This window comes from Salinivibrio sp. MA351 (genome assembly GCF_001996065.1).
Classification (GTDB): domain Bacteria; phylum Pseudomonadota; class Gammaproteobacteria; order Enterobacterales; family Vibrionaceae; genus Salinivibrio; species Salinivibrio costicola.
On sequence record NZ_MUFG01000043.1, the window covers coordinates 1 to 11,637 of the forward strand.

The 11,637-nt window shown below is 49.1% G+C and carries 8 protein-coding genes and 4 tRNA genes; 6 read left to right on the plus strand and 6 right to left on the minus strand.

Annotated elements, in window-relative coordinates; genetic code table 11:
- Positions 1 to 332: 332 nt before the first annotated feature.
- The 3 genes from BZG78_RS14760 to BZG78_RS14770 form a co-directional block, all read right to left on the minus strand.
- A tRNA-Pro gene (locus BZG78_RS14760) sits at positions 333 to 409 on the minus strand.
- Positions 410 to 433: 24 nt separating this feature from the next.
- Positions 434 to 509: transfer RNA gene (locus tag BZG78_RS14765), tRNA-His, on the minus strand.
- A gap of 32 nt (positions 510 to 541) precedes the next feature.
- Positions 542 to 618: transfer RNA gene (locus BZG78_RS14770), tRNA-Arg, on the minus strand.
- Positions 619 to 941: 323 nt separating this feature from the next.
- Between BZG78_RS14770 and BZG78_RS14775 the strand changes: the two genes are divergently transcribed.
- Positions 942 to 1,376, plus strand: coding sequence for a cytochrome c5 family protein (locus BZG78_RS14775; protein WP_077577391.1), 435 nt, complete (start codon positions 942 to 944; stop codon positions 1,374 to 1,376).
- 69 nt (positions 1,377 to 1,445) lie between these two features.
- On the opposite strand, the gene rep is transcribed toward BZG78_RS14775, so the two are convergent.
- Positions 1,446 to 3,473, minus strand: coding sequence for a DNA helicase Rep (rep, locus tag BZG78_RS14780; protein ID WP_077661630.1), 2,028 nt, complete (start codon positions 3,471 to 3,473; stop codon positions 1,446 to 1,448).
- Between the two features lie 167 nt (positions 3,474 to 3,640).
- On the opposite strand from rep, the gene BZG78_RS14785 reads away from it, so the two are divergent.
- From BZG78_RS14785 to BZG78_RS14800, 4 genes are all read left to right on the plus strand, one after another.
- Positions 3,641 to 4,201, plus strand: coding sequence for a TetR/AcrR family transcriptional regulator (locus BZG78_RS14785; RefSeq protein WP_025744533.1), 561 nt, complete (start codon positions 3,641 to 3,643; stop codon positions 4,199 to 4,201).
- Positions 4,202 to 4,222: 21 nt separating this feature from the next.
- Complete coding sequence (locus tag BZG78_RS14790) at positions 4,223 to 5,329, plus strand: efflux RND transporter periplasmic adaptor subunit (RefSeq protein WP_077661631.1); 1,107 nt, start codon at positions 4,223 to 4,225, stop codon at positions 5,327 to 5,329.
- 12 nt (positions 5,330 to 5,341) lie between these two features.
- Positions 5,342 to 8,434, plus strand: a complete 3,093-nt coding sequence (locus tag BZG78_RS14795; RefSeq protein ID WP_077661632.1) for a multidrug efflux RND transporter permease subunit — start codon at positions 5,342 to 5,344, stop codon at positions 8,432 to 8,434.
- Between the two features lie 100 nt (positions 8,435 to 8,534).
- On the plus strand, positions 8,535 to 8,801 hold the full coding sequence (locus BZG78_RS14800; protein ID WP_021022177.1) for an accessory factor UbiK family protein: 267 nt from the start codon (positions 8,535 to 8,537) through the stop codon (positions 8,799 to 8,801).
- Positions 8,802 to 8,925: 124 nt separating this feature from the next.
- On the opposite strand, the gene ilvC is transcribed toward BZG78_RS14800, so the two are convergent.
- Positions 8,926 to 10,410 carry a ketol-acid reductoisomerase gene (gene ilvC, locus BZG78_RS14805; RefSeq protein ID WP_077661633.1) on the minus strand — a complete coding sequence of 495 codons (1,485 nt, stop codon included), beginning with the start codon at positions 10,408 to 10,410 and terminating at the stop codon, positions 8,926 to 8,928.
- A 131-nt stretch (positions 10,411 to 10,541) separates the two neighbouring features.
- On the opposite strand from ilvC, the gene ilvY reads away from it, so the two are divergent.
- Positions 10,542 to 11,405: an HTH-type transcriptional activator IlvY gene (gene ilvY, locus BZG78_RS14810; protein ID WP_077661634.1), complete on the plus strand. Its 864-nt coding sequence runs from the start codon at positions 10,542 to 10,544 to the stop codon at positions 11,403 to 11,405.
- A 77-nt stretch (positions 11,406 to 11,482) separates the two neighbouring features.
- On the opposite strand, the gene BZG78_RS14815 is transcribed toward ilvY, so the two are convergent.
- A tRNA-Asp gene (locus tag BZG78_RS14815) sits at positions 11,483 to 11,559 on the minus strand.
- Between the last annotated feature and the right edge of the window lie 78 nt (positions 11,560 to 11,637).

The following is an 11,637-nucleotide window of genomic DNA, read 5'->3' on the forward strand; positions in this document are numbered from 1 at the left end:
TAGTATAGTAAAGACAGGTATAGCAGTTGTATCGATCAGTTGTGAATTTATGACCAATTGATGACTTTTTATCTCGCTAAACCTTGATAGCGCTCTAATTTCTGCATTTTTATTGTCTATATCAGCGAATCGACACAAGGAAACAGAGGAGAGAAACAGAGAAGAAAGAGGAAAAGGCATAAACGAAAAAACCCCAGCCATTAGGCTAGGGTTTGTAATAGTGGTCGGTGAAGAGGGATTCGATGCGACCGGGCTTCCGGCCCCCGACCCTCTGCACTTGGCGAACAGATATAAATGAAAAACCCCAGCCATTAGGCTAGGGTTTGTAATAGTGGTCGGTGAAGAGGGATTCGAACCCCCGACCCTCTGGTCCCAAACCAGATGCGCTACCAAACTGCGCTATTCACCGACATATCGCTTAGTGCGAAAATAATGGGGTGGCTGACGGGACTTGAACCCGCGACAACTGGAATCACAATCCAGGGCTCTACCAACTGAGCTACAGCCACCACTAATTTTCTGCCATATTCCTATCCCGGAATGGCGCGCCCGACAGGATTTGAACCTGTGACCTTTGGCTTCGGAGGCCAACACTCTATCCAACTGAGCTACGGGCGCTTGCCCCGTTGGCGGTGTCGAATATTACGGATATCACCACCAGCCGTCTAGCATTTTTTTTAATTTTTTTACTGACTGGTCTCTTTTTCAACAAATCGCGTAGAAATCGTCAGTAAGGTCTCTATTATAACGGTTTAACGTAACAATCTAAAGCGCTATAATCACCTAATCTTTACACGGGGTTAACCTAGCGAGGTTGGCAAATCCGTTGAGACGAGACTGACAGGCCGCAACCGAATCACTCTTGATTGATTCACCCCTTAAGGTTGGCGGCAAATAACATAAAAAAGGCGTTAAGCCACCAGTAATGTGGGAGTGTCATTGTGAGCGCAAAGGGAAAAAGTCTAGGTCGTATTATGGTTGCCTCGGTAGCAGCCCTACTATTTGCTTCTGCTGCGCAAGCATTAGAAGTGTCTGAACAAGAAAAAGCCGCCATCGCCGAGCGCATTGCACCTGTGGGTGACGTGTATATTGATGGAGAAGCCCCCACGCAAACGGCGGCAGCAGAGCCAACTGGCCCACGTAGCGGTGACCAGGTCTATAATACTTACTGCACAGCCTGTCACGGCACAGGCGCAGCTGGCGCCCCTAAAATCGGTGATGCCGCCGCTTGGGGCCCACGTGTTGATAAAGGCATGGAAACCCTAGCCAAACATGCGATCAACGGTTTTAATGCGATGCCTGCCAAAGGCACCTGTATGGACTGTTCGGATGATGAAATCGTCGCGGCTATCGAGCACATGCTCGACGCACTCTAATAGCACTGCTCATCAATCGTTTGACAATAACGCCGCCTTCGCGGCGTTACTTATTGAGCAAGGCTGTGTTTAGGGTGACTTGTTTTTATCGAGCATGGCTTTTAAGTTAGCGATCGCCGCTTGCCCTTTTTCCATTCTCTCTTCTTGAGACACAGGTTTTTTCTGCGACTCCCACTCAAGATCATCAAACGGCAATTCGTCTAGAAAACGGCTTTGTTGTGGCTTGATAAGCTCGCCAAACTGACGCCTTTCTTTGCAAACGACAAAGGTCAGCGCCTTTTGCGCACGGGTCAATCCGACGTAAGCTAAACGCCGCTCTTCGTCGATATTATCTTCATCAATACTCGATTGATGAGGCAACAAGCCTTCTTCCATACCGATCAAATACACGTATGGAAATTCTAGCCCTTTCGATGCGTGCAACGTCATCAGCTGTACTTGGTCAGCCTCGTCATCATCTTCGCCTCGCTCCATCATGTCACGCAGCGTCAGGCGCTGAACCACTTCTCGCAGGCTTCGTTCAACCTGATCCGGATTATCCCCCTGAAGATCAGCGACAATCCAACTGTGAAGCTGTGAGACGTTTTTCATCCGCATCTCTGCCACTTTGGGACTGGATGAACTCTCATACAGCCAATCTTCATACTGTGTATCTCGCAACAGTGATCGTACCGCGGACACGGTATCGCCCCGCTCAGCCTGATCAGACAGTTCAACAATCCACCGCGTAAACGCTTGCAGGGCAGCCAGCCCTCGCCCAGATAAATGCTGGGTCAGGCCTAACTCAAAGCTCGCCGCAAACAAGCTCTTGCCGCGCTGATTGGCATAACTGCCGAGTTTTTCTAATGTCACCGGGCCAATTTCGCGTCGCGGCGTATTCACTACGCGCAAAAACGCATTGTCGTCATCTGGGTTGGTCAACAAGCGCAAATAGGCCATGATGTCTTTAATTTCGGCGCGCGAGAAGAAGGACGTGCCGCCTGATATTTTATACGGGATACGATTTTGTATCAGGGCTTTTTCAATCAAACGCGATTGGTGATTGCCACGGTATAAGACCGCGTAATCTTTGTATTGCGTACGCCCTAAAAAACGGTGGCCTATCAGTTCCCCAACCACACGTTCCGCTTCATGCTCTTCGTTATTGGCAGTCAGCACTTTGAGCATGTCGCCATCGGGCAAGGCAGAAAATAGCGTTTTTTCGAATACATGGGGGTTATTGGCTATCAAGATATTGGCTGCACGCAGTATTCGACTGGTTGAGCGGTAATTTTGCTCCAACTTCACCACATGCAGAAGCGGAAAGTCTTGTTGTAAGTACACCAGGTTTTTCGGCTGAGCGCCTCGCCAGGAGTAAATCGATTGGTCATCATCCCCTACCACGGTAAAGCGTGATCGCTCACCCACCAGCAGCTTCACCAATTGATACTGGCTGGTGTTGGTATCTTGATACTCGTCGACCAATAAATAGCGAATACGTGCTTGCCAACGCTCACGCACGGTTTGGTTTTGGCTAAGTAGCGCCACCGGCATCAAGATAAGATCATCAAAATCGAGCGCGTTATAGGCCCGCATTTGTTTTTGATAGCGCGCATAGCAGGCGGCAAATAACTGGTCCCGCTCACCTTGTGCTTGCGCCAGCGCTTCATCGGGTCCCAACATGGCATTTTTCCAGTTGGAGATGGTGTGCACCAATTGACGCAGCAAGTCTTTATCATTATCTAGCTCTTCTTCGGTCAGAGCTTTGAGTAGCGCTAATTGGTCTTGATCATCAAACAACGAAAAGCCCGCTTTTAACCCCAAGGTTTTGTATTCTCGGCGGATAATATTCAGGCCCAAGGTATGAAAGGTTGACACCATCAAGCCGCGCGATTCTTGCTTACCCAAGCTTTGTGCCACGCGCTCTTTCATCTCTCGTGCCGCTTTGTTCGTGAAAGTCACCGCGGCAATATGACGCGCTTTATAGCCACATTGTTGAACCAAATAGGCGATCTTATGCGTAATCACGCGTGTTTTTCCCGAGCCTGCGCCAGCTAACACCAGACAGGGGCCAGAAATATGGCGGACTGCATCCGATTGCGCAGGATTAAGCTTCATGATGGCGGCACCTCGTTAATGGCTGAGAGGGCATTGTAGAAGGAATCTTACTGATGTCTATCTCACCCAAGCAAGGCTCAACAAGCTTGCTACAATTTATGCTTGTCATACGCACAAAATTCACTCTAAAATGAATGAACGTTCATTCACTAGTAAGTTCATCATCAATGGACAAACGTACGCAAATATTCGCGGCGACAGAGCAACTGATTGCCACGCGTGGGCTCGACAAGGTCTCAATGCATCAGGTCGCCACCCAAGCGCAAGTGGCCGCCGGCACCATTTATCGCTATTTTAACGATAAAGAAGACTTGCTTCGTCAACTGTCTATGCACCTTATGATGCAATGTGCGACCCATATTCAACAGGGGGTAAAGGATGAACCAACCCTAAAAGATCAATTTGAGCGGTTATGGCGCAACACGTGGACCATGATGCTACAACGTGATCACTTATTATTATCTCGTGACCAGTTTGATGCCCTGCCACGCGATGATCAGTCACAAACCCAGCAAGAGCGAGAGGCCTTCTCTGATCTTTATCAAGTCTTTCAGGAAGGTAAGCGGCAAAAGCGCTTTAAGCCACTGGACGATGAGGTGCTCATCACCTTGGGGCTTGAACCCGTTTTTTGTTTAGCTCGCAAACAGGTTCGGGGTGTTATAACTCTAGACAGTTATGCTATCGCAGATGCGATCCAAGCTTGCTGGGATGCAATTTCTCTTCACTAACGACGCTCGGAGCTTACTTCGATGAAAAAATGGTTTTTCTTTATGGTTATCCTTGCACTGCTGCTGTTTGGCAGTGTGATTGGCTTTAACCTTTTTAAGCAGCAAAAGGTTGCAGAGTATATGGCAAACATGCCAGAGCCGACGCACCCAGTGACGGCAGTGACCGTTAACGCTGAACCCTGGACACCCACCATGGATGCCATCGGGTTTGTTGAGCCCAATCAAGGGATCACCTTAACCACGCAAATTGCCGGTGTGGTGGATGTGATCAACTTTGAATCAGGCCAAACCGTTAAACGTGGGCAAAATCTGGTTGAACTCGACTCTAGCGTTGAAAAAGCCAACTTGGCAAGTACGCAAGCACGATTACCCGCCGCAGAAGCCAAGTTCAAACGTTATCAAGGACTGTTTACTAAAGGGTCGATTTCTAAAGAAGCATTGGATGAAGCTGAAGCGAATTACCGTTCTTTACAAGCTGACATTAATGCGCTTGAAGCCACCATTGCACGTCGTAATCTTCAAGCTCCCTTTGATGGTGTGATTGGCCTTCGTAATGTATTTATGGGTGAGTACCTGCAGCCAGGTACCGATATTGCTCGGCTAGAAGATACCTCGGTAATGAAACTGCGCTTTACCGTGCCGCAAACCGATATCTCGAAGATCCGTCTAAGCCAGGCATTACGCATTACAGTCGATGCTTATCCTGAAAAAGAATTCATCGGCTCTATCAGTGCTATCGAGCCTGCGGTCAACAGCCAGAGCGGCCTGATTAAAGTGGAAGCCAATATTCCCAACAATGATGGCCAGTTGCGCTCAGGGATGTTTGCCCGCGCCGATATCGTCTTGCCGACGATTGAGAAGCAAATCGTGATTGATCAAACTGCGATTAACTTTAACCTATACGGTGAAAGTGTGTATGTAATCCGTGAAGAAGACGGAGAAAAGCGCGCCTATCAACAAGTTATTAAAGTCGGCGAGCGTCGTGGCCATCAAGCGCGCATTATCGACGGTCTAGAGCCTGGCGATCAGGTTGTTACGTCCGGCCAGGTGCGCTTAAGCAATGGCTCTAAAGTGAAAATCGTCGATAACGACGCTCTCACTCCACCAGAACAATTACCTCAATTGTAAGACGAGGATGTGATGCGCTTTACTGATATTTTTATCCGGCGCCCCGTGCTAGCTGCGTCAATCAGTATTCTGATTGCACTGCTCGGCTTGCAGTCTTTATTTAAGATGCAAGTTAGGGAATACCCGGAGATGACCAATACCGTGGTCACCATCACAACCAGCTATTATGGTGCCAGTGCTGACTTGATTCAGGGTTTTATTACCACCCCGCTCGAGCAAGCTGTCGCCCAAGCTGACAATATTGACTTTATGACCTCAGAATCGGTGCTGGGATCATCGACAATCACAGTCAACATGAAGCTAAATACCGATCCGAATGCCGCCTTGGCAGATATACTGGCCAAAGTCAATTCGGTAAGGGCACAGCTCCCGGCAGAATCAGAAGATCCGTCCGTATCCATGTCGACCGGCTCTACGACCGCGGTCATGTATATCGGTTTTACCTCGCCAGAACTCGACTCGAGCCAGATCACCGATTATCTTGAGCGCGTGGTTAAACCCCAATTGTTTACTGTGGATGGGGTGTCAAAAATCGATCTATATGGCGGGGTGAAGTACGGCTTACGTGTATGGCTTGATCCTGAAAAGATGGCGGCCTTTAAGCTAAGTGCCACTGATGTCATGTCAGTACTCGATGCCAATAACTACCAGTCGGCAACCGGTCAAGCTACCGGTACCTTTATGGTCTACAACGGCAGTGCGGATACGCAAGTTTCAACGCCAGAAGAGTTAGCCAAACTGGTGGTTGATACGCAAGATGGCCGCATCGTGCGGTTAGGCGATATTGCTAACGTCTCGCTGGAAAAAAGTCACGACCGAGTCCGAGCGCTTGCCAATGGTTCCGAGGCAGTTGTCGCAGCCATTAACGCTACCCCCTCAGCCAATCCGATCAATATTGCTGCCGACGTGATGGACATGTTGCCCGAAGTGGAACGTAACATGCCCAGCAACATTGAGATGAACGTGTTGTATGACTCGTCGAATGCGATCAATGAGTCAATCAATGAGGTAATCAAAACCATCATCGAAGCCGCGTTAATTGTGTTGGTGGTTATTACTCTGTTCTTGGGCTCGTTCCGCGCGGTAATCATCCCCATTATTACCATCCCGCTGTCGCTGATTGGTGTAGCGCTAGTGATGGAAATGATTGGCTTCTCACTGAACTTGATGACGCTACTGGCCATGGTTCTGGCCATCGGCTTGGTGGTCGATGACGCCATTGTGGTGCTCGAGAATATCGACCGTCATATTAAGTTAGGTGAGTCGCCGTTCCGTGCCGCCATCATTGGTACCCGTGAGATAGCGGTGCCCGTTATTTCTATGACGCTAACACTGGCAGCCGTTTATGCCCCTATCGCCATGATGGGCGGGATCACCGGCTCCCTGTTTAAGGAGTTTGCGTTAACGCTTGCTGGGGCAGTGTTTGTGTCCGGCATTGTCGCACTAACGCTCTCGCCGGTGATGTGTGCGACCTTGTTAAAAGCCAATGCGCAACCGAGTCGTTTTGAGTTAGCGGTACATCGCTTCCTTGATGGGATGACAGATAAGTATGCGCGTATGCTCAGCAAGGTGATGGAGCGCCGTCCGGTGATCGTGACGTTTGCGGTGATTGTATTCGCTTCCCTGCCGGTGCTGTTTAGCTTTATTCCTAGTGAGCTTGCTCCGTCAGAGGATAAAGGCGTGGTGGTCATGATGGGTACTGCGCCCTCCACCGCTAACTTGGATTACATCCAAAATAGCATGGCGGAAGTGAACCAAAAACTGGACCAGCAACCCGAAGTGGCTTTCTCACAAGTCTTCTCCGGGGTACCTAAGTCGAACCAAGCCTTTGGTATCGCCTCATTAGTACCTTGGAGCGAGCGGGAAGCGAGCCAGTCTGAGGTAGTCAAACGCATGGCGAATGAAGTGAAGGATATTCCAGGTATGAAGGTCACCACCTTCGAAATGCCGGAATTGCCAGGTGCTTCCTCAGGTTTGCCTATTCAATTTGTGGTGACATCGCCCAATAACTTCGAAAGCCTGTATCAGGTAACCGCTGAAATCATGGGCGAAGTGCAATCAAGCCCAAATTTCGTTTACTCGGAGCTTAACCTTAACTTCGACTCCGCCACCATGAATATCCATATTGATAAGGATAAAGCGGGATCGTATGGCGTCACCATGCGTGATATCGGTACGACGATCGGAACCATGATGGCCGACGGCTACATTAATCGTATTGACTTTGACGGCCGATCGTATGAAGTGATCCCGCAAGTTGAGCGTAAATATCGCCTTAACCCTGAGTCGATCGAAAGCTACTACGTGAGCGCTGCCAATGGTGATTCGATACCTCTCGGCTCTTTGATTGATATTGAAGTGACAGGCGAGCCGCGCTCGTTACCTCATTTTAATCAATTGAATGCTGCGACGATTAGTGCCGTTGCTGCCCCTAGCGTGACCATGGGTACCGCCGTAGAGTGGTTTGAAAGCAAAGCGGCAGAACTGCCAAAAGGGTATCAGCACGATTATCTTGGTGAATCGCGTCAATACGTCACTGAAGGCAGTGCACTGTATGCAACTTTCTTGTTTGCGCTGGCGATTATTTACTTGGTGCTTGCGATTCAGTTCGAATCGCTACTCGACCCTCTGGTGATCTTGGTCTCAGTGCCTCTGGCGATTTGTGGCGCGTTGATTGCTTTGGCGTGGGGGCTGTCATCGATGAATATCTACTCGCAGGTGGGGCTGATAACCTTGATAGGTCTAATTACCAAGCACGGTATTCTGATCTGTGAAGTCGCCAAAGAGCAGCAGCTATATCACCAAGCCAGTCGCATGGATGCGGTAAAAGAGGCTGCAAAAATTCGTCTGCGTCCGATCTTGATGACAACAGCTGCAATGATTGCAGGCCTTATCCCGCTTATGTTTGCTAGCGGCGCTGGTGCCGAACAACGCTTTAGCATCGGGATAGTCATCGTGGCGGGTCTTGCCATCGGGACATTATTCACGCTATTCGTTCTGCCAGTGATTTATACCTATCTGGCCAGCAAGCACAAGCCGCTGCCGGTGTTTGTCGAAGACGATGAGCTTGATAAGCTCGATGAAGACTATCGTGCATCACATTAATGCATCCTATTAAGGGCCTACGGGCCCTTTTCTTTTGTCATCCTTTCGACAAGCTGTACGTATTTACATAGAATAAAGACAGTTAATAAAGGAGTATTCCATGTTTGACCCGAAAAAACTTGAGCAAATGGCCAAGCAAATTCACGATGCCATGCCTCAGCCTGTCAAAGAGTTAGGCACGGATATGGAAAGCCGTGTGCGCCAAGCCATTCAAGGCCAGCTGACTAAGCTTGACGTGGTAAGCCGTGAGGAGTTTGATGTACAAACTCAGGTATTACTGCGCACGCGTCAAAAGCTCACCGAGCTCGAAGCAAAGCTTGAAGAAATGGAAACAAAGATCGGCCAATCGCAAGATAACCAGCAATAACCGATCGCATCAACGCAAAAAGCCTGACCCTCAGGCCAGGCTTATCTCTGCGTATCATTTCAACTGACGGCAGTCAGTTATCGAGCGCAGTTAGCTATTAAGCGTAATTAGTTATCAAGCGCGATTAATTATCAAGTGCAATCTTCTTCATATCAGTCATATAGCCGCGTAACTCTTCGCCGATATATTCGATCGGGTGATGACGAATACGGTCATTCACTTCAATCAAGGTGGCGTTATCAACCTGATTAGATGTTTCTGACAATCCTTTGCCAATCACATCCGCGCCCACCGTTGGCATAAAATGCTCGCGCAACAATGGCGTCGCCACATTAGCGAACAAGTAGTTACCGTACTCTGCCGTATCGGAAATAACCACGTTCATTTCGTAAAGACGCTTACGTGCAATGGTGTTGGCAATCAACGGCAACTCATGCAATGACTCGTAATACGCCGACTCTTCCACAATACCGGATGACACCATGACCTCAAAGGCAAGCTCGACCCCAGCACGCACCATAGCAACCATCAAAATACCGTTATCAAAGAATTCTTGCTCACTGATACTGGCATCTGACTCGGGATAGTTTTCAAACGCGGTCTGTGCCGTTTCCTCACGCCAAGTGAAAAGATCTTTATCGCCATTATCCCAATCGGCCATCATGGTCGCGGAGAAATGGCCAGAGATAATGTCATCCATGTGTTTGTTGTAAAGGGGACGCATAAGCTCTTTAAGCGACTCCGACAGCTCAAAGGCTTTTACTTTCGCGGGGTTGGACAAGCGATCCATCATATGCGTGATGCCACCGAATTTCAGCGCTTCAGTAATCGTTTCCCAGCCATATTGAATAAGTTTACCCGCATAACCCGGCTCAACACCTTCTGCAATCATTTTCTCATAGCAAACAACCGATCCGGCCTGCAGCATGCCACACAGGATGGTTTGTTCGCCCATCAGGTCTGATTTTACTTCCGCCACAAACGAAGACGCTAGCACCCCTGCACGATGACCGCCGGTTGCGGCTGCCCATGCTTTCGCAACCTCAAAGCCTTCGCCGTTAGGATCATTTTCTGGGTGGACCGCGATCAGCGTCGGCACACCAAAGCCACGTTTATACTCTTCACGCACTTCGGTACCTGGACACTTAGGCGCCACCATAACGACGGTAATATCTTCACGAATGCGCTGACCCACTTCGACGATATTAAAGCCATGAGAGTAACCGAGCGCAGCGCCATCTTTCATCAACGGCATGACGGTCTCTACGACGTTGGAGTGTTGCTTATCTGGGGTCAGATTGATCACCAAATCCGCTTGTGGGATCACATCTTGATAGCTCCCCACTGTAAACCCATGCTCGACCGCGTTTTGGTAAGAAGGACGCTTCTCATCAATCGCCGCCTGACGCAGTGCATAAGCCACATCAAGACCCGAGTCACGCATGTTTAGACCCTGATTAAGCCCTTGCGCCCCACAGCCAACAATCACCACTTTTTTACCTTTGAGGAATTCGGCCTCGTTGGCAAATTCATCGCGCGACATAAATCGGCATACGCCTAATTGTTCCAATTGTTGACGCAAATTCAGGGTATTAAAGTAGTTCGCCATAGGGTGCTCCATTGATTCGAATCCATGATTGGGTGCGTTTTCACCGCTTAATTTTGATACTACCTTAACCATCATATTGCCTAAAGTGATATATTCACAACATGACATTGCAAATAAAGCAAGAACACACCATGAACACCAAACAACTTACGGGTTTTCTTCACCTCTGTGATACCAAAAGCTATACCCGTGCGGCAAAAGCCATGCATGCTAGCCCGTCGGCTCTAAGTCGGATTATTCAACGGCTTGAGGAGGACATCGGTCAGCCGTTGTTTATTCGGACGAACAAAGCCGTTACCTTAACGCCCGCAGGAAAAACGTTATTACCCGTGGCGCGAGAAATCTTACAACTATGGCATACCACCAAAGCTAATATTAATGAACATGCCTCTTTGCTCGGCGGTAAACTCACGCTCTTTTGCTCGGTCACCGCCAGCTATAGCCATTTACCTGAGCTCCTCGCGCGATTTCGTCAGCAATACCCAAATATCGAGCTACAACTGCTGACCGGCGATCCCGCTCAGGCAGAAGAGAAGGTGCAAGACAATAGCGCCGACATTGCCATTGCCGCTAAACCAAAGTATTTGTCGTCAAGTTTAGTCTTTCAACCCATTGATACCGTGAGCTTGTCGGTTATCGCGCCGGCAATGGCCAGCAGTGGCATTGATCTGCAAACCATTGACTGGCAACACACACCTTTGATCTTGCCAGAAGCAGGGACAGCCCGTGATCTCGCGGATCAGTGGCTAGCCAGCAAAAGCATCGAACCAAACGTCTACGCACAAATAGCAGGTCACGAGGCGATAGTCAGTATGGTGGCATTAGGCTGTGGTATTGGTGTTGCGCCGGACGTGGTGATTGATAACAGCCCTGTAAAAGATAAGGTTGAGCGCTTACGCCAAGAAATTGTGCAACCTCTCGAACTAGGCCTTTGTTGTAAAGCTTCCCGCGCCAAAGAGCCTTTACTCAACGCCCTACTCGATACGATGCGATAATCCAAAAAGCCCCAACATCACTATCCAGGGGCTTAAACGCAAAAAACCCCAGCTTTTCAGCTAGGGTTTCTAAGTAGTGGCGGAGTGGACGGGACTCGAACCCGCGACCCCCGGCGTGACAGGCCGGTATTCTAACCAACTGAACTACCACTCCGCACCAATTCTGTATGACTAAAGGCTTATATCTCTTTGCTTTAATCAATTGTAATTAAAGCCTGGCGATGTCCTACTC

Bases quoted from the DNA above. Each gene is read 5' to 3' on its own strand.
- ilvC (WP_077661633.1), bottom strand. From the start codon at position 10,410: ATGGCGAACTACTTTAATACCCTGAATTTGCGTCAACAATTGGAACAA.
- BZG78_RS14795 (WP_077661632.1), top strand. From the start codon at position 5,342: ATGCGCTTTACTGATATTTTTATCCGGCGCCCCGTGCTAGCTGCGTCA.
- ilvY (WP_077661634.1), top strand. From the start codon at position 10,542: ATGAACACCAAACAACTTACGGGTTTTCTTCACCTCTGTGATACCAAA.
- BZG78_RS14790 (WP_077661631.1), top strand. From the start codon at position 4,223: ATGAAAAAATGGTTTTTCTTTATGGTTATCCTTGCACTGCTGCTGTTT.
- BZG78_RS14785 (WP_025744533.1), top strand. From the start codon at position 3,641: ATGGACAAACGTACGCAAATATTCGCGGCGACAGAGCAACTGATTGCC.
- BZG78_RS14800 (WP_021022177.1), top strand. From the start codon at position 8,535: ATGTTTGACCCGAAAAAACTTGAGCAAATGGCCAAGCAAATTCACGAT.
- rep (WP_077661630.1), bottom strand. From the start codon at position 3,473: ATGAAGCTTAATCCTGCGCAATCGGATGCAGTCCGCCATATTTCTGGC.